Source organism: Pseudarthrobacter sp. SSS035, from assembly GCF_023273875.1.
Taxonomy (GTDB): domain Bacteria; phylum Actinomycetota; class Actinomycetes; order Actinomycetales; family Micrococcaceae; genus Arthrobacter.
In genome coordinates this window covers 3878496-3898705 of record NZ_CP096882.1, presented here as the reverse complement: position 1 = coordinate 3898705, position 20210 = coordinate 3878496, and the positions used below count along the sequence as shown (strand labels likewise).

General features: G+C 65.3%; 21 protein-coding genes. 6 read left to right on the top strand and 15 right to left on the bottom strand.

The genetic code is table 11. The features are described 5' to 3' along the window. Positions 1–25 precede the first annotated feature (25 nt). Genes MUN23_RS18025 through MUN23_RS18015 form a run of 3 tightly spaced genes read right to left on the bottom strand, consistent with a single transcriptional unit; the run spans position 26 to position 1863 of the window. Complete coding sequence (locus MUN23_RS18025) at positions 26–946, bottom strand: NAD-dependent protein deacetylase (RefSeq protein ID WP_248760177.1); 921 nt, start codon at positions 944–946, stop codon at positions 26–28. Positions 947–952: 6 nt separating this feature from the next. Continuing rightward, positions 953–1447 (bottom strand): peroxiredoxin, encoded by a 495-nt coding sequence (locus MUN23_RS18020; RefSeq protein WP_058932125.1) that lies wholly within the window; start codon positions 1445–1447, stop codon positions 953–955. Then, a complete protein-coding gene (locus MUN23_RS18015; RefSeq protein WP_248760175.1) occupies positions 1444–1863 on the bottom strand; it encodes a DUF3052 domain-containing protein in 420 nt (139 codons plus the stop codon). The genes MUN23_RS18020 and MUN23_RS18015 overlap by 4 nt, the downstream gene beginning before the upstream one ends. Positions 1864–2261: 398 nt before the next feature. On the opposite strand from MUN23_RS18015, the gene aceE reads away from it, so the two are divergent. The 6 genes from aceE to MUN23_RS17985 all read left to right on the top strand — a co-directional run bounded on the left by aceE (position 2262) and on the right by MUN23_RS17985 (position 10251). Continuing rightward, on the top strand, positions 2262–5030 hold the full coding sequence (gene aceE / locus MUN23_RS18010; RefSeq protein WP_248760173.1) for a pyruvate dehydrogenase (acetyl-transferring), homodimeric type: 2769 nt from the start codon (positions 2262–2264) through the stop codon (positions 5028–5030). 184 nt (positions 5031–5214) lie between these two features. Continuing rightward, positions 5215–6459 (top strand): CdaR family transcriptional regulator, encoded by a 1245-nt coding sequence (locus MUN23_RS18005; RefSeq protein WP_056349053.1) that lies wholly within the window; start codon positions 5215–5217, stop codon positions 6457–6459. An 88-nt stretch (positions 6460–6547) separates the two neighbouring features. After that, a complete protein-coding gene (locus MUN23_RS18000) occupies positions 6548–7477 on the top strand; it encodes an ACP S-malonyltransferase (protein WP_248760171.1) in 930 nt (309 codons plus the stop codon). Next, positions 7474–8535 carry a beta-ketoacyl-ACP synthase III gene (locus tag MUN23_RS17995; RefSeq protein WP_248760169.1) on the top strand — a complete coding sequence of 354 codons (1062 nt, stop codon included), beginning with the start codon at positions 7474–7476 and terminating at the stop codon, positions 8533–8535. Before MUN23_RS18000 ends, MUN23_RS17995 begins: the two co-directional genes overlap by 4 nt. 81 nt (positions 8536–8616) lie before the next feature. Beyond that, positions 8617–8862 (top strand): acyl carrier protein, encoded by a 246-nt coding sequence (locus MUN23_RS17990; RefSeq protein WP_009359314.1) that lies wholly within the window; start codon positions 8617–8619, stop codon positions 8860–8862. Between the two features lie 153 nt (positions 8863–9015). Continuing rightward, positions 9016–10251, top strand: a complete 1236-nt coding sequence (locus MUN23_RS17985) for a beta-ketoacyl synthase (RefSeq protein ID WP_248760167.1) — start codon at positions 9016–9018, stop codon at positions 10249–10251. Positions 10252–10405: 154 nt separating this feature from the next. Here the strand turns inward: MUN23_RS17985 and MUN23_RS17980 are convergent, their stop codons facing one another. From MUN23_RS17980 to rimM, 12 genes are all read right to left on the bottom strand, one after another. Then, entirely contained in the window at positions 10406–10909 is a 504-nt protein-coding gene (locus MUN23_RS17980; RefSeq protein ID WP_056349065.1) for a DUF3145 domain-containing protein, read from the bottom strand. Between the two features lie 274 nt (positions 10910–11183). Further along, complete coding sequence (locus tag MUN23_RS17975; RefSeq protein ID WP_248760166.1) at positions 11184–12110, bottom strand: tyrosine recombinase XerC; 927 nt, start codon at positions 12108–12110, stop codon at positions 11184–11186. Between the two features lie 50 nt (positions 12111–12160). Beyond that, positions 12161–13345: a DNA-processing protein DprA gene (dprA, locus tag MUN23_RS17970; protein WP_248760164.1), complete on the bottom strand. Its 1185-nt coding sequence runs from the start codon at positions 13343–13345 to the stop codon at positions 12161–12163. A gap of 14 nt (positions 13346–13359) precedes the next feature. After that, a complete protein-coding gene (locus MUN23_RS17965; protein WP_248760162.1) occupies positions 13360–14904 on the bottom strand; it encodes a YifB family Mg chelatase-like AAA ATPase in 1545 nt (514 codons plus the stop codon). Continuing rightward, positions 14905–15261: a YraN family protein gene (locus MUN23_RS17960; RefSeq protein WP_111909355.1), complete on the bottom strand. Its 357-nt coding sequence runs from the start codon at positions 15259–15261 to the stop codon at positions 14905–14907. Positions 15262–15383: 122 nt separating this feature from the next. Continuing rightward, positions 15384–15710 (bottom strand): DUF2469 domain-containing protein, encoded by a 327-nt coding sequence (locus MUN23_RS17955; RefSeq protein ID WP_056349080.1) that lies wholly within the window; start codon positions 15708–15710, stop codon positions 15384–15386. A gap of 94 nt (positions 15711–15804) precedes the next feature. Beyond that, the gene (locus tag MUN23_RS17950; RefSeq protein WP_371876044.1) at positions 15805–16533 is read right to left on the bottom strand and encodes a ribonuclease HII; all 729 of its coding nucleotides are present in this window, start codon (positions 16531–16533) and stop codon (positions 15805–15807) included. 11 nt (positions 16534–16544) lie between these two features. Continuing rightward, a complete protein-coding gene (gene lepB / locus MUN23_RS17945; RefSeq protein WP_248760160.1) occupies positions 16545–17396 on the bottom strand; it encodes a signal peptidase I in 852 nt (283 codons plus the stop codon). Next, positions 17397–18074 carry a signal peptidase I gene (lepB, locus tag MUN23_RS17940; protein ID WP_248760158.1) on the bottom strand — a complete coding sequence of 226 codons (678 nt, stop codon included), beginning with the start codon at positions 18072–18074 and terminating at the stop codon, positions 17397–17399. Positions 18075–18158: 84 nt separating this feature from the next. Continuing rightward, positions 18159–18518, bottom strand: a complete 360-nt coding sequence (gene rplS / locus MUN23_RS17935; RefSeq protein ID WP_056349088.1) for a 50S ribosomal protein L19 — start codon at positions 18516–18518, stop codon at positions 18159–18161. Positions 18519–18761: 243 nt separating this feature from the next. Then, complete coding sequence (gene trmD / locus MUN23_RS17930) at positions 18762–19637, bottom strand: tRNA (guanosine(37)-N1)-methyltransferase TrmD (RefSeq protein ID WP_248760156.1); 876 nt, start codon at positions 19635–19637, stop codon at positions 18762–18764. Continuing rightward, positions 19638–20183 carry a ribosome maturation factor RimM gene (gene rimM / locus MUN23_RS17925; protein ID WP_248764129.1) on the bottom strand — a complete coding sequence of 182 codons (546 nt, stop codon included), beginning with the start codon at positions 20181–20183 and terminating at the stop codon, positions 19638–19640. Positions 20184–20210 lie beyond the last annotated feature (27 nt).

The following is a 20210-nucleotide window of genomic DNA, read 5'->3' as shown; positions in this document are numbered from 1 at the left end:
AATCGACACGGTCGGCCCCGAACGGTCAAAGATCGGGGAGTTCGGCGGCGAGCCAGGTCAGTGCCTCGCTGACGCCGGCGTCGAGCTTGATGGTGGCGTACTGGTCGCCCCGGGTACCGCCCCTGTTGATGATCACCACAGGCTTGCCGTCCTTCGCCGCGTGACGGACGAACCGCAGTCCGCTCATCACGGTCAGCGATGAACCGGCAACAAGCAATGCCTCTGCACTGTCCACCATCGCGTAGGCGGCTTCTGCGCGTTCTTTGGGCACGTTCTCGCCGAAGTAGACAAAGTCGGGCTTGAGCATTCCGCCGCAGGCGGGGCAGGCAGCGACCACAAAACTGCTGATCAGAGCAATGTCCTCAACAGTGGCGTCGGCGTCGGGCGCCATTTCCACGAGGCCGGAAGTTGTGGCGCGCGCCAGGAAGCCGGGATTGAGTTCTTCGAGCACCTCCGACAGCAGGCGGCGGGTGTAGGTGCGATTGCAATCGAGGCAGGCCACCCGGTCATAACGGCCGTGGAGGTCAATGACATTCCGGCTGCCGGCGTCTTCATGCAGCCGGTCGACGTTCTGCGTGATCAACCCGGTGAGCAGGCCCCGCCGCTCAAGTTCTGCGGCCGCCGTGTGCCCAGGGTTTGGATCTGCGTGCCGCAAGTGGGACCAGCCGATATGGTTCCGCGCCCAATAGCGCTGGCGGTTGGCGCCGTCGCGCACAAACTCCTGGTACGTCATGGGCGAACGTGGCACGGCGTCCGGCCCCCGGTAATCCGGTATGCCCGAATCGGTGCTCAGCCCTGCGCCGGTCAGTAACGCCAGCCGCTTGCCGGACAAAAGCTCCCGGACGCGTTCAAGCCCCTGAAGGTCCGCACTGGACAGCGCGGCAGGGTCAGCGGCCGGCAGGCTGGCGAAGCCCGTCAGGCCGATGCCGTGCCGCTGCTGGTCCATGCGGCCTCAGGCCTGTTCCAGACCTGCCAGAGCATCCTGGTACTCGGCGAGCTCGCGGGCCTGCCCGCGCGGATTCACCACGACATAGCGGATTGTTCCTGCTGCATCGATGATGAACGTCCCGCGCCCAGCCATGCCGCTCTCCGGGTCGAAGACTCCATAGGCGGAAGCGACAGCGCCGTGCGGCCAGAAGTCGGCCAGAAGGTCAAAGCCGTAGCTTTCCTTCTCGGCATAAGCCCGCAGGCTGAACTTGCTGTCCACGGACACGGCCAGGACGGTGGCCCTGGCATCCTCGAACGCGGCCAGGTTGTCCCGGATTTCGCAGAGCTCGCCGGTACAGACACCCGAAAACGCAAACGGATAAAACACCAGCACAACGTTCTGCCCGCGGAAGGTGGATAACCGGACAGGTTCTCCGAACTGGTTTACCAGCTCAAAGTCCGGGGCAAGCTCCCCCACCGCCGGAACAGTCTGCCCGGCTACAGCAAGAGCTGCCGTCACTTGTTCTTCCTGCTGACCAGGCGGGTGGCACTCCAGTCCTTTGACACACCTGCCGAGGTGGTGAGGTGCAGGCCCGCAGTGGGCGCCGCTTCCTGGATTTCCGCCGGCGACACGTACCCGGTGCGCCCGGACTTTGGCGTCAACACCCAGACAACCCCGGTTTCACTCAGGGTGGTCAGGGAATCCATGAGGCTATCGACCAGATCCCCGTCGCCCTCCCGCCACCAAAAAATGACGGCGTCAACAACGTCGTGATCGTCCTCGTCCAGGAGCTCGGACCCTGTCAGGTCCTCAATATCATCACGTAAGTCGAAATCGACGTCGTCGTCGTAACCGAACTCCTGAATCAGATCCCCGTTTTTGAAACCCAATTTTTCCGCCACATTTACCGAAGTGGCGGCGTCGGCCTCGCTCACGTGTTCCTCCAATGCCTAATACATGCAATGCGCATAGTGATTTCCATTACTCCCAGCCAACACCCTTTGTGCCTGCGCTTCAAGCTGCCACCACCGCGATCCGCCATATTCTGCGTCACATCCGGCACCGTCAGCCTGCGTTGCAGCGGCTTTCGTCACACAACCAGTATGACGGCGAAATACAACAGGGGCGCCACAGACGCGGCTACGCATCGCGTTGGAGTCACAGCTAGAGTGACTGGTGACAACTATGCCTGCGGGGCGACCGCCTGGAACTCAATGGCAGACATAGGCGTGATAGGACCCTGCCCGGCGCACATGACCGGGCTGTTGTAACCGATACGTCGCACACGTCGCATTCATGCCGGACAGTCACCCTGCCCGGCATGTGGGCGCCGATGCATGCGCGCAAAGAGAGGTTGGACGTGGCTGCAGGAGAAGATACCTCCCATATCCTCAGCGGGTTGACAAACCAGCTGCCTGATCGTGATCCGGAAGAGACCGCCGAATGGGTTGAGTCCCTGGATGCGCTGATCAGGGAACAGGGCACGGAACGTGCCCAATACATCATGCGGAGCCTGCTGCAGCGCGCCGGCGCGCAGAGCGTCGGCGTGCCGATGGTGACCACCACGGACTACGTGAACACCATCCCGGTGGACCAGGAAGCTCCGTTCCCCGGCAACGAGGAATTCGAGCGCCGGTACCGGGCGTACATGCGCTGGAACGCCGCCATCATGGTGCACCGGTCCCAGCGGCCGAACATCGGCGTGGGCGGGCACATCTCCACCTACGCCGGCGCCGCCACCCTGTACGAGGTCGGCTTCAACCACTTCTTCCGCGGCAAGGACCACCCCGGCGGCGGTGACCAGGTCTTCTTCCAGGGCCACGCCTCCCCCGGCATGTACGCCCGCGCGTTCATGGAAGGCCGGCTCGCCGAGGAGGACCTGGACGGATTCCGGCAGGAAAAGTCCAAGGAAGGCCACGCGCTCTCCTCCTACCCGCACCCGCGCCTGATGCCGGACTTCTGGGAGTTCCCTACGGTCTCGATGGGCATCGGTCCCATGAACGCGATCTACCAGGCCCAGTCCAACCGGTACCTGCACAACCGCGGCCTCAAGGACACCTCGGACCAGCAGGTCTGGGCGTTCCTGGGCGACGGCGAAATGGACGAGCCCGAGTCCCGCGGCCTGCTCCAGCTCGCCGCGAATGAGAACCTGGACAACCTGAACTTTGTGATCAACTGCAACCTCCAGCGCCTGGACGGCCCCGTCCGCGGCAACGGCAAGATCATGCAGGAACTCGAAGCGTTCTTCCGTGGTGCGGGCTGGAACGTCATCAAGGTCGTCTGGGGCCGGGAGTGGGATGACCTGCTCACCAAGGACTCCGACGGCTCGCTCGTGAAGATCATGAACGAGACCCTGGACGGTGACTACCAGACCTACAAGGCAGAGTCCGGCGGGTTCGTCCGCGAGCACTTCTTCGGCAAGACCCCGCAGACCAAGGACATGGTCGCGGACCTCTCCGATGACGAGATCTGGAACCTCAAGCGCGGCGGCCACGACTACCGCAAGGTCTACGCCGCGTATAAGGCAGCCACCGAGTTCAAGGGCAAGCCCACGGTGATCCTGGCCAAAACGGTCAAGGGCTACGGACTGGGACCCCACTTCGAGGGCCGCAACGCGACCCACCAGATGAAAAAGCTCACCCTCGATGACCTGAAGAAGTTCCGCGACCACCTGCGGATCCCGGTCACCGACGAGCAGCTGGAGAAGGACCCGTACCAGCCCCCGTACTTCCACCCGGGCACAGATGCGCCGGAGATCCAGTACATGATGGAACGCCGCGCCCAGCTGGGCGGTTCTGTTCCTGAGCGCCGCTCCAAGCACCAGGAGATCGCCCTCCCGGAGGCAAAAACGTACGAGGTCGCCAAACGCGGTTCCGGCAAGCAGCAGGCAGCCACCACCATGGCGTTTGTCCGGCTCCTCAAGGACCTCATGCGGGACAAGAACTTCGGCAAGCACATCGCGCCGATCATCCCCGATGAGGCCCGCACGTTCGGCATGGATGCGTTCTTCCCCACGGCGAAGATCTACAACCCCAAGGGCCAGAACTACCTGTCCGTGGACCGGGACCTGGTCCTGGCGTACAAGGAATCGGCCCAGGGCCAGCTGATCCACCCCGGCATCAATGAGGCCGGAGCGGTCGCGGCGTTCACGGCCGCCGGCACGGCCTACGCCACCCACGGCGTACCGCTGATCCCGGTGTATGTGTTCTACTCCATGTTCGGTTTCCAGCGCACAGGCGACGCCTTCTGGGCCGCCGGGGACCAGATGGCCCGCGGGTTCATCATCGGCGCCACCGCCGGGCGGACCACGCTGACCGGCGAAGGCCTGCAGCACGCCGACGGCCACTCCCCGCTGCTGGCCTCCACGAACCCGGCAGTGGTCACGTACGACCCCGCCTACGGGTACGAGATGGGCCACATCATCCGGGACGGCATCGAGCGTATGTACGGGCCGGATTCGGCTGACCGGAACCTGATGTACTACATCACGGTCTACAACGAGCCCATCACGCAGCCCGCAGAACCCGAAGAGCTCGATGTGGAAGGTGTCCTCAAGGGCATCTACCTCCTGGCTCCGGCGAAGATCGACGGTCCCCGGACCCAGATCCTGGCCTCCGGCGTGTCGGTTCCCTGGGCCATCGAAGCCCAGCGGCTGCTCGCCGAGGACTGGGGCGTCTCCGCCGACGTCTGGTCCGTCACGTCCTGGAACGAACTGCGCCGCGACGGCATGGCCGCCGAGGAAGAGGCGTTCCTGAACCCGGGCAAGCCCGCCCGTGTTCCGTTTGTGACCCAGCAGCTTGCCGGTGCCACAGGACCCGTGGTTGCGGTCTCGGACTACATGAAGGCCGTCCCGGACCAGATCCGCCAGTTTGTGCCGAACGAGTTCGCCACGCTGGGTGCGGATGGCTTCGGCTTCTCCGACACCCGCGCAGCTGCCCGCCGCTTCTTCAAGAACGACATCCACTCCATCGTGGTCCGTTCCCTGGAACTGCTGGCGCGCCGCGGCGAAGTTGATGCCCAGGCCCCGGCCCAGGCAATCGAGAAGTACAAGCTGCACAACGTCAACGCCGGTTCCACCGGCAACGCGGGCGGCGAGTCCTGATGACCTCCCGCTGACCTGCTGTCAGCGGAAATGAACGATGACGGCGACCCTCACCGAAAAGGCGAGGGTCGCCGTCGTCGTCCCCCTGCCTTTCTGGACAGGAGGCAGCCTGTGATCCAGGTCCAACAACGTTGTAGCCTTTGCACAAATGGAGCTTGCCGGGCAGGCACCGTATGCTCGTAGGATGCCAGAGCCAACCACCCCGCCCGTGAAGCGCAAGCCGTCCTCGCGCAGCATGACACCGGAGAAATCCGAAACCCTGAAAAAGCTCCGGGCAAGCGTGGGCCAGCTCTCCACCACCACCCTTCGCCAGCTGGAAAAGTCGCTGCCGTGGTATTCGCGGCTCAGCTCCGACGAACGCTCGGCCCTGGGCATGGTGGCGCAAAACGGCATCGCGGCGTTTGTCACCTGGTATGAGCGGCCCAGCTCACCGTCGTGGATCCTCACCGACGTTTTTGGGACGGCCCCCACCGAGCTGACGCGCTCCATCAGCCTCCAGAAGGCGCTCCAGCTCATCCGCATCGTGGTGGAAGTGGTGGAAGACCAGGTGCCGGTCATCGCCCCGGAAGCTGACCAGCCCTCCCTCCGCGAGGCGGTGCTGCGGTACTCACGGGAAGTGGCCTTCGCGGCGGCAGACGTCTACGCGCGGGCGGCCGAGTCCCGCGGTTCCTGGGATACGCGGCTGGAAGCGCTGATCGTGGACGCCATCCTCCGTGGCGAAAACACGGACGCGCTGCGGTCCCGGATCGCCGCGCTGGGTTGGAAGGCACAGGAGAGGTTCACCGTGATGGTGGGCAATTCGCCGTCTGAACCCAGTGCCAGCTACGTCAGCGAACTGCGCCGACTGGCAGGCCGCTACGCCGAGGATGCGTTGGTGGGCATCCAGGGCGACCGGCTGATCCTGATCCTTGGCGGCGTCCAGGACCGCGAGACCGCATACCTGAAACTCAGCGAAATGTTCGCCCCCGGCCCGGTGGTCTACGGTCCGGAAGCCGGCTCCCTCCTGGAGGCCAGCGGCTCAGCGCAGTCTGCCTTTGCCGGCCTGACCGCGGCAAGGGCGTGGCCCGCCGCTCCCCGGCCCGTGGCCGCCGATGACCTGTTGCCGGAACGCGTCATCTCCGGTGACGAAGCGGCGCGCCGCTCCCTGGTGAAGAATATCTACCGTCCGCTGGTCGCCGCCTCCAACGGGCTGGTGGAGACCTTGGGCACCTACCTGGAGTTGGGCCATTCCCTAGAGGCGACTGCCCGCGAATTGTTTGTCCACGCCAACACCGTCAGGTACCGGCTCAAGCGCGTCTGCGACGTCACGGGCTGGGATCCGCTGCTCCCCCGGGAGGCGTTTGTGCTGCAGGCGGCGTTGGTTGTCGGGCGGCTGTCGGCGCCGCCAAAAGCCCCGGCGGAGCGTCATCCGGCGCGGAATCAGCCGTGAGTCGTTGTAGACTTCCTACAACCTGACCCCTTGAGCTTGGTGCAGTGAAACACCGCTGGATGACCCCGTAATTTGGAAAGCTGGATACGTGCTTGCAATAGTCTGCCCTGGACAGGGCTCACAGACCCCGGGTTTTCTGGCCCCTTGGCTGGAACTGCCTTCGGTAGCAGGCCATCTGGCCTCCCTCAGTGAGATCGCAGGCATCGACCTGACAGCCCACGGGACCACCTCTGACGAGGACACCATCAAGGACACCGCCGTTGCGCAGCCCCTGATTGTTGCCGCCGGGCTGGTGGCCGCAAAGTCGCTGTTCGACGTCGAACTCGGCACGCTTCCCGTGATCCTTGCCGGCCACTCCGTCGGTGAAATCACCGCCTCGGCCCTCGCCGGCGTGCTCACCGAGCAGGAAGCCATGACGTTCGTCCGTGAACGCGCCAACAGTATGGCCGCCGCCGCTGCCGTGACCCCCACCGGCATGAGTGCCGTGGTGGGCGGGGACCCTGCAGAGGTCCTGGCCGCCATCGTGGCTACCGGCGCGACACCGGCCAATGTCAATGGAGCGGGCCAGACCGTGGCAGCCGGAACCTTCGAACAGCTCAAGGCCCTGGCGGACAACCCGCCGGCGAAGGCGCGGGTCATCCCGCTGAAAGTGGCCGGGGCGTTCCACACCTCACACATGTCCCCTGCCGTGAGCGCCCTCGAGTCGCTCAAGCCGGGCCTCAAGCCGCAAAAGCCGCAGGTGCCCCTGCTGTCCAACTTTGACGGCCGGGAAGTGACCGACGGCGGCGCCGCCGTCGAGAGCCTCATCGCGCAGGTCTCCCGGCCGGTCCGCTGGGACCTCTGCATGGAAACCCTTGTGCAGCGCGGCGTCACCGGTGTCATTGAGCTGGCCCCGGCCGGCACCCTGGCCGGGCTCGCCAAGCGCGGCATGCCCGGCGTCAAGACCGTTGCAGTCAAAACCCCGGACGACCTCACGGCCGCACTGGCACTCTTCGCAGAACTGGAGGGAAATGCATGAGCGTTCCCACGCTGAAACAGGTTCCCGTAAACGAATACAGCCGCATCATCGGCCTCGGGGCATTCCGGCCTGACGTCATCGTCACCAACGACGATGTCTGCCAGTGGATTGATTCCTCGGACGAGTGGATCCGCCAGCGGACCGGCATCGTGACCCGGCACCGGGCCGCTGCCGACGTCAGCGTCATCGATATGGCCGAGGGCGCTGCCCGGGAGGCCCTGCAGCAGGCAGGCATCGAAGCCTCCCAGCTTGGTGCCGTCATCGTTTCCACCGTCACCCACCCGTACGCCACGCCGTCGGCTGCCGCCGCCCTGGCTGACCGCATCGGTGCGACGCCGGCTCCGGCCTTCGATATTTCGGCCGCCTGCGCCGGGTACTGCTACGGCATCGCCCAGGGTGATGCCTTGGTCCGCTCCGGCACGGCCACCTACGTGCTGGTGGTCGGTGCGGAGAAGCTCTCCGACGTCATCGACAACCGGGAACGTACCATTTCCTTCCTGCTGGGCGACGGCGCGGGCGCTGTTGTCATCGGGCCCTCGGACACCCCCGGCATCGGACCCTCGGTGTGGGGTTCGGACGGCAGTAAGTGGGACGCCATCGGCATGACGCGTTCCATCCTGGATGTCCGCGACCTCAGCATGGCCGCCCGCCAGTCCGACGAGCCCGGCGACTTTGCCCTGCTCGAAGAAGCGCAGGAGCTCTACCCCACACTCCGCCAGGACGGGCAGACCGTCTTCCGCTGGGCGGTCTGGGAAATGGCCAAGATGGCACAGCAGGCTTTGGAGGCCGCGGGCGTCAAGGCTGAAGACCTCGTTGCGTTCATCCCGCACCAGGCCAACATGCGGATCATCGACGAGATGGTCAAGAAACTGAATCTTCCTGAATCCGTCACCGTGGCCCGGGACATCGCTGATGCCGGAAACACCTCGGCGGCCTCCATCCCCCTTGCCACCCACCGCCTGCTCAAGGAAAACCCTGAGCTCAGCGGCGGCCTCGCACTCCAGATCGGCTTCGGCGCCGGGCTGGTCTTCGGTGCCCAGGTAATCGTCCTTCCTTAGGAACGCCCCATACAGGCCGCATCCGCGGACTGCACCGTTTCCGGCACCCCCTGCCGGCAATAACAAGAAAAGGAGCCATCAATGGCTAGCAACGAAGAGATCCTGGCCGGCTTGGCTGAAATCGTCAACGAAGAAACCGGCCTTGCCCCCGAGGCTGTGGAACTGGACAAGTCCTTCACCGAGGACCTGGACATCGACTCCATCTCCATGATGACCATCGTGGTCAACGCCGAAGAGAAGTTCGGCGTGCGTATCCCGGACGAAGAGGTCAAGAACCTCAAGACCGTGGGCGACGCCGTCAGCTTCATCGCAGGCGCACAGGCCTAGCCAAGGCTTCAGCCCCTTAAGGCTGACTGGACTGCCGGTCCGTGCCCAGGCCGGACCGGCAGTCCACCACATTTTTTCGGCAGCCAGCTGCCCCACACGCGGGACCCCGCCGGACAACCGGATACGGCCTGCCCACCGACAGAGAGTGATCCAATGACACGCAAAGTAGTCATTACCGGTCTGGGTGCCACCACGCCCATCGGCGGCGACGTACCCACCATGTGGAACAATGCGCTGAAGGGGGTCTCCGGTGCCCGCACGCTGGAAGACGAATGGGTCGCCAAGTACGAACTGCCTGTCCACTTCGCTGCCCGCTGCTCCACTCCGGCCCTGGAGGTCCTGAGCCGCGTTGAGGCCAAGCGGATGGACCCGTCCACCCAGTTCGGCGTCATCGCTTCGCGTGAAGCCTGGGCCGATTCCGGCATCACCGAGATTGACCCCGACCGCCTTGCGGTCGCCTTCGCCACCGGCATCGGCGGCGTCTGGACTCTGTTGGACGCGTGGGACACGCTGAAGGAAAAGGGTCCGCGCCGCGTCCTGCCCATGACGGTGCCCATGCTGATGCCCAACGGCGTCGCAGCAGCCGTCAGCCTTGACCTTGGCGCCCGTGCTGGCGCCCATACCCCCGTTTCGGCCTGCGCGTCGGGCACCGAGGCCCTTCACCTGGGCCTGGAGCTGATCCGCTCCGGCAAGGCCGACGTGGTGATGTGCGGCGGCGCCGAGGCGGCCATTCACCCCATGCCCCTGGCCGCGTTCTCGTCCATGCAGGCACTTTCCCGCCGCAACGATGACCCCCAGGGCGCCTCACGCCCGTACGATCTGGGCCGCGACGGCTTTGTGATGGGCGAAGGCGCCGGTGCGCTGGTGCTTGAGGCTGAGGAGCATGCCATTGCCCGCGGCGCCCGCATCTACGCCGAACTGGCCGGCACCTCAGTGACGGCCGACGCTTACCACATCACCGCCCCGGACCCGCAGGGCCTGGGTGCCACCCGCGCGCTGAAGGCAGCCATGTTCGACGGCCGGATCCAGGCCGAAGACGTTGTCCACGTCAACGCGCACGCCACCTCCACTCCCGTAGGTGACAAGCCCGAGTACACGGCGCTCCGCGCATCGCTGGGGAACCACATCGACAACGTTGCAGTGTCCGCCACCAAATCGCAAATGGGCCACCTTCTGGGCGCGTCCGGTGCCGTGGAGGCAGTACTCACCGTCCTGGCCGTGTACCACCGCAAGGCCCCGGTCACCATCAACCTCGAGAACCAGGACCCGGAGATCCCGCTCGACGTCGTCACGTCGGCGAGGAATCTGCCGGCAGGCGACATCGTGGCGCTGAGCAACTCGTTCGGCTTCGGCGGCCACAACGCCGTGATCGCTGTCCGCAGCATCTAGCAGCAGCGCGGGAACAGCAAGTACCGCAGACGAAGCAGAGGCCCCGCCATGTGGCGGGGCCTCTGCTTTTGCTATGGAGCGCCGCCTTCCGATCCGGCACGGCTTCTGCCGGGACAGCGGACAGGAAGTACGACGTCGTGATGTCCGACGGCGGTCAGCCCACCTGGTGCAGCCAGCGGACCGGTGCGCCCTCGGCTGCGTGGCGGAACGGCTCTAGTTCCTCGTCCCACGCCTCACCCAAGGCCAGGGAAAGCTCGTGGTACACGGCGGAGGGATCGCCGGCACCCGATTCGTAGGCGTAACGGATGCGGTCCTCTGAGACCATGATGTTGCCGTGGACGTCCGTTGTGGCGTGGAAGATTCCCAGTTCGGGGGTATGCGACCAGCGGCCGCCGTCAACTCCCTGGCTCGGCTCTTCAGTGACCTCGTAGCGAAGATGGGCCCAGCCGCGAAGTGAGGATGCCAGCAGCGATCCGGTGCCCGGGGTTCCTGTCCAGGAGAGCTCGGCGCGGAACATTCCGGGCGCGGCAGGCTGAGGGGTCCACTCTAGATCCGTCCGCTTATCCACGACGGATCCAATGGCCCACTCCACGTGCGGGCACAGTGCTGTAGGGGCTGAGTGAACAAACAGCACACCGCGGGTCATTGCAACAGACATTCCATCCTCCATAGCTGTAGGTACGTCTTCCCCAACGACCTCTGCCTGGATGAAACTGCCCGTTGCTGTGTGTTCCAGCGGCGGTGTTCCCTGACTGCTTATTAAGCTGTGTCCGGACTCACGGTAACGCACGAAGCGAAAGAGCTTCAAGCGAAACTTGAAAGTTGCCGGACGTGACTCTTATTGTGCCGTACGCCGCGTAATTACGCCAGTGCGATTCACCACCGGTGGCAGGGTCCGTGATTTGCCCGGCATGGGCGGGAATCCATGGCCCTCACGCCCGGGGATGGGCCTGCTGGTAGCTGCTGCGGAGCCGCTCAACCGACACATGCGTGTAGATCTGCGTGGTGGCGAGGCTGCTGTGGCCCAGGATTTCCTGGACCGCCCGGAGATCCGCGCCGCCATCGAGTAGGTGCGTTGCCGCACTATGCCTCAGTGCGTGCGGCCCGGTTGCCGATGTGTCCCCCAAAGCTTCGAAGAGCGCGTTCACCACAGTCCTGACCTGGCGCTGGTCAACGCGGTTTCCCCTGGCACCCAGGAAAAGAGCCGGTCCGCTGTGACCCGTCGCCAGGAGCGGCCTGGCCCTTCGGAGCCAGTCGTCGACGGCTACAGCGGCCGGGACGCCGTAGGGAACAGTCCGTTCCTTGTTGCCCTTGCCGACCACCCGAAGAGTCCGGCGGTCCGGGTTGAGATCGTCCACATCCAAGGCGGCCAATTCGCCCACCCGCAGCCCGGTGGCGTACAGGAGCTCGACCATGGCCCTGTTGCGCACCGGAACCGGTGAACCATCGGCTGCGGCTTCCGCCAGGCTGTTTAGCAGCCTGTTGAGTTGTTGGGACTGCAGCACCCCCGGCAGTGACTTTTCCGCTTTGGGAGCCCTGAGCCGCAAGGCAGGGTCCGTCTCGATGAGCTCCTCCCGCATGGCCCACGTGGTGAAGGAACGTGCTGTAGCCGATCTCCGGGCCAGAGTGGCCCGGGATATCCCGGCCTGGCTCTGCGCCCCCAGCCAGCGTCGGAGGGTGCCCAGCTCCAGTTCCGGCAGATCCGTGACGCCCTCGGAGGTGGCGTATTCCAGGAGGCTTCGAAGATCGGACAGGTATGCCCGAAGCGTATGCCCGGACCGGGCCCGCTCGGCCGTCAGGTATCTGCCGAAGTCTGCAAGTGCCTGCTCAAATGCCCGGGACAGTTCCTGATTCTGCACTGTTCCACTGTCCCAGAACTCCGCGGGAATCCCGTGCCGGACACAGGCAACTACGCTAATTCCTTGGCCCGTTTCCAGCCGCCCCTTTCTGAAGCTGCGAGCCCCAGCAGGCCCAGCCTGCCCAACCCGGCCCGCACGGAGTCCGCACTGAGGCCGGCAACTGCGCAGAGCTTGTCCACGGACGTGGTGGACCGCAGCGGCAGGGCGTCCAGAAGGATCAGATCCTCCAAGGTCAGTCCGTCATGGTCGGCCGCATGCGCTGTCCCGGGCGCCGCAAGCCCCACGCCGCTTGGGGATGCCAGTTCGGCGATCTCCGCGGCGTCAGTCACGCAGACAGCCCCGCCATCCCGGAGCAGCCGGTGGCAGCCGGCGGAGTTGGCGCTGTGCACGGACCCCGGCACAGCGCCCACCGCGCGGCCAAGCGTCTCCGCGTGGTGGGCCGTGTTCAGCGCACCGGACCGCCAGCGTGCTTCCACCACCACCGTCACAGCGGCCAAGGCCGCGATCAGCCTGTTCCGCTGGAGAAAGCGGTAGCGGGTGGGCGCCGACCCCGGCGGCACCTCGGCCAGCACCGCTCCCTGGTTGCAGACCGCCCTCAGGAGATCCTCGTTGCCGGACGGGTAGAACCGGTCCACACCACCAGCCATCACCGCGATGGTAGGCACCGCCGCTGATCCCCCTGCCAGTGCTGCCCGGTGCGCGTGGGCGTCGATGCCGTACGCGCCCCCGGAAACCACGGTGAAGCCCCGCTGAGCCAGGGAGTAGGCGAGGTCCCCGGTCACCGAGGCGCCGTAGCTGGTGCTGTCGCGGGACCCCACCAGCGCCACGCTCCGGGCCGGACCGGGAAGCTCCTGTTCCAGGCCCCGCCACCAAAGACAGATGGGCTCCTGCATCCCAAGGTCCCCGAGCTGGGCAGGCCACAGATCATCCGACGGGATAATCAGCCGGCCGCCAAGGCGTGCCATGGTGGCCAGGTCACGCTCGGGCGCCAGATCCGGAATGCGGGGAGCCCAGCGTTTGAGGGAGGCAGCCATCCCCGCCCAGCTGGTTCCGGCGCCGTTGTCCGCCAGCAGTCCGGTGATCTCCCGCTCCAGTGCCGGGCCGGCGTCCGCCTGGCCCGTGGCGATTTTCAAGGCGTCGGGTGCGCCGGCGGCCTGTACTAGGGCCAGTCCGGCCGCGTCCTGCGGTTCCATGAGCCGCGACAGGGCGGCCCGGGCGATCCGTTCGTTGTCCATGTGGTTTTCTTCCTTCACGCAGCTGCCGAGGCAGCCTGCCGGAGGCCAAGGGCCTGGCCGATGTCGTTGGTGTCGGGCATGTCGCGGTGCGACAGGTCCGCCAGGGTCCAGGCCAGCCGGAGAACCCGGTCATAGCCCCTGGCGGTCAGCACGCCCCGCTCCAGTGAGTGGTCCAGGATCCGCGTGGCGCCGGCCGGCAGCCGCAGGGCGCCGCGCAGAATCCGGCCGGGCACCTGCGAGTTCGTTTCCATTCCCAGCGGCCGCAGCCGTTCGGCCTGGCACCGGCGTGCGTCGCCTACCCTCCGTGCCACGGCGGCTGTGTCTTCTTCGGCGCCCGCCTGGCCGAAGTCTGCCAGTGACACGCGCTCCACCTGCAGCTGGATATCCACCCGGTCCAGCAGCGGACCGGACATCCTGGCCACGTAGCGGCGCCGCATCATGGGCGTGCACGTGCAGTCAAGGCCTTTTCCCGAAGCCTTGCCGCAGGGACAGGGATTGGCGGCAAGGACCAGCTGGAACCGGGCAGGGTAGGCTGCTGTTCCTGCCGAGCGGTGAATGACCAGCTCCCCGCTCTCCAGGGGCTGGCGGAGGGCGTCCAGGACGCGCCGTTCGTATTCCGGGGCCTCGTCCAGGAACAGGACACCGCGGTGCGCCCGCGACGCCGCACCCGGGCGCGGCAACCCCGATCCCCCGCCGATAATGGCGGCGGCTGTGGCCGAATGATGCGGGTTTTCGAACGGCGGCCGCCGCACAAGCTGAACGGCGGATGAGGGAAGGCCGCAGAGGGAATGGATGGCAGTGACTTCCATGGCCTCATTGTCGGCAAGGTCCGGCAGGAGACCGGGAAGTCTTTCGGCCAGCATGGTCTTGCCCGCACCCGGAGGTCCGGTCAGGAGCAGGTGGTGGGCCCCGGCAGCGGCCACCTCGAGTGCACGTCTCGCTTCGCCCTGGCCGGAGACGTCGGCCATGTCAGGAACAGCCTGGGCCCCCGGTTCGGAGTCCCCGTGACCGGCCTCGTCCTCCGGCTCGAAGTCCAGTGCGAGCTCTTGCGGGTCTGCACCGAAATCGAGCGCCAGCCGCGCCAGCGTGCGGTACCCCTTGACGTTGGCTCCGGGGACCAGCGATGCTTCGCCGAGGTTGGCGTGCGCGACCACCACGTCCGGATAGCCGGCCTGCACCGACGCCATCACTGCCGGCAGGATGCCGCGCACCGGCCGTAGCCGGCCATCCAACCCGAGTTCGGCGATGAAGACGGTCCGGCCGGTGGGCTTGATGTCATTTGCGGCCCTCAGGACGGCCATGGTCACGGCAAGGTCGAAGCCGGAACCGCGTTTGGGCAGCGACGCAGGGATGAGGTTGGCCGTGATCTTCCGCCGGCTCAGCGGGATTCCGGAATTTTTGGCCGCGGAACGTATGCGTTCCTTGGCCTCGTTGAGGGCGGCGTCCGGGAGGCCAAGGATCACGAATGCCGGCAGGGTCTGGCCAATGTCGGCTTCTACCTCGACGATGTACCCGTTCAATCCCACCAGCGCCACGGAGTAGGCCCGGCCCAGCGCCATCTACCCCACCCCCTTGAGGTGTTCCACCAGGGGTTCGCCGCCGCCGTCGTCCACCACGGCAATGACGTCCACGCGCCGTAGCGGCATCCGCAGCTCCCGGTCCCGACACCATGCCGAACCAAGCCGATGCAGCCGGGCGAGTTTGTCCGGCCCTACAGCTTCGAACGGGTGCCCGTAGTCCAGCGAACGGCGGGTTTTCACCTCTGCGATGACCAGGGCGTCGCCGTCCAGGGCCACAATGTCTATTTCACCTTCGGTGCAGCGCCAGTTGCGTTCCACCACCAGCATGCCGAGCGATTCAAGATAGCCGGCCGCGAGTTCCTCGCCGCGCCGGCCCAACAGGTCTTTGGATTTCATTTCTACCTCCGCAACCAGCCTGCCGTGGCAGGACAGCGGAGGACAGCCAGCTATTCGCGTATGTGGGCAACCCGGGAAACCCGCCCCATACAGCGGGGCTGTGGAGGAGCAGTGGGCCGGCGTCAGTTGCCGAGGTCAGCGTCCTTCGGCAGGGCGAGTTCCTCGTTGCGGGGCAGTTCTTCGACGTTGACATCCTTGAACGTCAGGACACGGACTGTCTTCACGAACCGTGCCGAACGGTACACATCCCACACCCAGGCATCCTGGAGCGTCAGATCGAAGTAGACCTCGCCGTCGGCGCTTCGGGCCTGCAGGTCAACGTGGTTTGCGAGGTAAAAGCGGCGTTCGGTCTCGACAACGTAACTGAAGAGCCCGACAACATCGCGGTATTCACGGTAGAGCTGCAGCTCCATGTCGGTTTCATAGTTTTCAAGATCCTCTGCACTCATGCTTCCATCTTGCACCATCCAGGGCGCCGCAGTCGCAGCGGTGCGCGCCGCATGAGCCCCACACCAGTACGGCAGGCACTGGAGCGGCACGGAATCAGAGTTCACCGCCCAGGAGGTTCCAACTTACCCGGTGGTGCGGTGTGGCTCCCACGGCGCGGAGCGCGTCCCGGTGAATTGCAGTGGCGTAGCCCTTGTTGACGTCCCAGCCAAACTCGGGGTATTCACTGTGCAGGCCGCGCATCTGCTCGTCGCGTTCCACTTTCGCAATCACGCTGGCTGCGGCCACGCTCAGGCACTGCATGTCCGCCTTGATCTTGGTGTGGACCGGGGCAAGGCACGCGAAATCCACGGGTGGCTCGTCAAACAGGGAAGGCTGCCCGGCGGGCGAGAGCCAGTTGTGGCTGCCATCGAGCAGCACCACATCCGGGCTGATGCCGGCCGCAAGGATGTCCTGCCAGGCGCGCGTACCGGCCAGCCGCAGCGCAGCAATGATGCCCAAAGCGTCGATCTCCCGGGCGGAAGCGTGCCCGACGGCGGACGCAACACTCCAGCGCCTGACCAGCGGTTCCAGCCGTTCCCGTTCGGCGGGGCTGAGGAGCTTGCTGTCCCGCACACCGGACAGGGGCTTCTGGGTATGGAGGTCTACGACGGCGATCCCGACGCTCACCGGTCCTGCCAGCGCCCCGCGGCCGACTTCGTCCACGCCGGCCAGGTAACGGGCGCCCTGCGCTTTGAACGTCCGCTCATGCCGGAGCGTCGGTGCTTTGGAGCGGACCCCGTCCGTCTGGCGGGCTGGAGCCTTGGACCCGGTGGCCGGTATCACTGCGGACACCCCTAGCCTCCCGCAGGCACGTTCCGGAAGACGGCCGGATAATTGTCAAGGACAGTGATCCGGTTCAGCGGCCATGCGATGACGGCGGCTTTGCCCTCTACGTCCACGAGGTCGACGAATCCGCCATTGGATTCCAGGTGCGAGCGCGAATCCGCGGAGTGATTCCGGTTATCGCCCATGACCCAGACCTTTCCTTCCGGAACAACGACGTCGAATGCACGGATCTGCGGTTCCTCAGCCCCGTTGACATAGGTTTCATCCATAGGAGATCCGTTGATGGTCAGTTTACCGCCGTCGTCGCAGCAGATCACTTTGTCACCGGGAAGCCCGATGACACGTTTGACGAGGTGCTGCTCGGAGTTGTCCGGCAGCAGTCCCACAAATGTCAGGCCGTCCTGGACCCAGGTGAAAGGTCCATTCGGTTCCTCCGGTGCGGTGCTCAGCCAGCCCTTGGTGTCACGGAAGACCACAACGTCGCCGCGTGAGAGGGAAAACGGCTCCGGAACCAGCAGGTTCACGAAGATGCGGTCGTTGACGTCCAGGGTGCTGACCATGGACTCGGACGGAATATAGAACGCGCGGAACAGGAACGTCTTGATCAGGAAGGACAGCACCACGGCGATCACCACTACCGTGGCAACCTCCTTCAGCCAGACAAAGAGCTGGCTGGGGGCGGCGGGCTCGGAAGTCGGTGCCGCGGATCGCCTACCGGACTGTGGCGCCGACGGGCTGCCATCCGCCACGCCGTCGGATGTGCCGTCGCCGGAAATCGCATTGGCGGACATACCGTCGGTGTCGGCACCGTGGGCGCCGTCGCGAGGCGGCTCAGGTGTCCGGGGATTGTTCTCGGGCATTTACTGTCCGTCCTCTGTTGTTGATCCTGCCGCTGGCGGCCGTAGTACTGCAGCAAATCTATCAAGTGGCCAAACGATCTGGACCGGCCTGCCGATGACACGGTCCATTGGCACCATGCCTCCGCCGGGCGCACCGAGCAGGCTGCGCGAATCAGCGGACGCCGAGCGGTGGTCACCGAGCAGCCAAAGTCTTCCGTCGGGCACCACGGCGCTGAAGACTTGCACGCTTGGGCTGTCTCCGTCGAACAGATACGGCTCGTTGAGTGCCCGGCCGTTGACGGTGATCTTTCCGTCGGCATCGCAGCAAACCACGGTGTCCCCCGGCATGCCGATGACACGTTTGACGTACGTGGTGTCACTGCCGGCCAGGCCTAGCCACTGCCCGGCCACTGCCAGGGAATCCACAAGGAGGCCCTTCCCACTGTGCAGGGGAGCAAAGGAACCCCTGCCGTCGAAGATCACAATGTCGCCCCGACGGATGGGTTCGGCATGGAAGTCTGTCCTGGAGACCAGGATGCGGTCCCCGTTCGCAAGGACCGGCTCCATGGATTCGGACGGTATGTAATAGACATCCAGCCACAGGGAACGGACCAGCCCGCTGATAGCCACGGCCAGGAGAACTGCCAGGGACGCAAAACGCCAGCCCATTCTTCTGGGCTGGCGTTTTGTCTGGTCCATGATCCGTATTCCTGGGGCGCTGTTGCGAAGGGCTCCGGCGCTGGCCTGGTGCGGCTGGGGCCTGCTTTGTAGGTCCCTGGGGACTTACTTCTTGGGCTGGAAGTCGCGCTTTTCCTTGATCTTCGCAGCCTTGCCGCGCAGGTCGCGCATGTAGTACAGCTTCGCGCGGCGCACGTCACCCTTGGAGACAACTTCGATCTTGTCAATGATCGGGGAGTGCACCGGGAAGGTACGCTCCACACCGACGCCGAAGGAGACCTTGCGGATGGTGAAGGTTTCGCGAAGACCGTCGCCGTGGCGGCCCAGGACGAAGCCCTGGAATACCTGGACACGGGAGTTCTTGCCTTCGATGATGTTCACGTGAACCTTGAGGGTGTCACCCGCGCGGAAGACAGGAACATCGGTGCGCAGCGAGGCTGCATCTACGGAATCGAGAATATGCATAATTGCACTCCTGGTGAACGCCACAGGTCATTCACTTTGGGTCACGGCGGGCAAGCCCGGAAGTACCGGAAATTACCGCCGAAAATTAAGTGGGGCCGGTTCCTTCACTGATTGAAGGTCCCGGGGTGTCCAGCTGTTGGTTGCGCTCCCCCTGTGGCAGGTGCGGACCCAGCAGACACAAAGACTAATTTTGCCACACTCGCGGGCCTACAGCCAATCGCCTTGGACCACAGACGCGCCGGTTCAGGTTGAGGCGTCGGTTCCGGTGTCCGTGCTGGTATCGGCCTGCCGTCGCGCCAGGAGGTGACCGTCGACGACGTCGTACCCGAGGTCGGCGAAAGCCGTCCGGTCGGCACGTGGCAGCTTCCCGGCGTCGAACGCTTCCAGCAGGTCCGGACGGCGTTCCGCCGTCCGCCGGTACTGCTCGTGGCGGCGCCACTGCGCGATCTTCCCGTGGTTGCCGCTCAGCAGCACTGCCGGGACATCCCGGTCCCGCCAGCTGGCGGGCTTGGTATACACGGGGTATTCCAGCAGCCCGTCCGAATGCGACTCCTCCACCAGGGAATCAGGGTTGCCCACAACGCCCGGCAGCAGCCTGCCGATGGCTTCGACCATGGCCAAAACGGCCACTTCGCCGCCGTTCAGCACATAGTCACCAAGGCTCATGGGGCGCACCGTGAAGTGCTCTTCCGCCCACTCGATGACACGCTCATCGATGCCCTCATAGCGGCCGCAGGCAAATACCAGCCGGTCCTCTTCTGCGAGCTCATGGGCCAGGGCCTGGTTGAAGCGCTCCCCTGCCGGCGACGGGACAATCAAAACCGGCTTGGCGGGCTCGGCCGCCGTGGCCCCGGCGCCCCCTGCGGCTTCACCGGCTCCGGCGACAGCAGCAGCTGCGGCAACGGCAGCCAACGCCTGCGCCCAAGGCTCAGGCTTCATCACCATGCCGGCGCCGCCGCCGTACGGGGTGTCGTCCACTGAGCGGTGCTTGTCGGTGGTGAAATCACGCAGGTCATGGACGCGCAGGTCCAAAAGGCCGTCCTGGCGGGCCTTGCCTATGAGCGAGAGCTCCAGGGGCGCCAGGTACTCCGGGAAGATACTGACGACGTCGATTCTCATCTACGCGTTTTCCTCCGCTTCACCGGGGCCGGCTTCGCCGTCGTTGACCTCAAAGAGACCCTCCGGTGGCGTCAGCAGAACGAAACCCTCGGCCACATTGACCTCCGGAACGATCTGCTCCACAAACGGGACAAGGATTTCCTTGCCGTCCGGCGTTTCAACCACGAGCAGGTCCTGGACGGGCAAGGTGTGCAGGGCGGCGATCTTGCCGACCACCTGCGACCCGACGCGCGCCTCGAGCCCTACCAGTTCGTGTTCGTACCAGCCTTCGTCGTCGTCCTCGTCCAGCTCTTCGGTTTCGATGAAAAGCTTGGCGCCGCGCAGGGTCTCTGCCTGGTTGCGGGTCTCGATTCCTTCGAATGCGAGCAGCAGGATGTCCTTGTTCCAGCGCGCACCCTCAACAATGAGCGGGCCAGCCGATGCAGGCTCCACCACAAACTCGGTACCGGGAACAAACCGGTCCCCCGGAGCGTCGGTCAGCACCTGGACCGTCACTTCGCCGCGGATTCCATGCGGTTTGCCGATTCGTGCCACCTGAAGCTGCATCTGTTCCTCTGTTTCGGTTGTGGATTC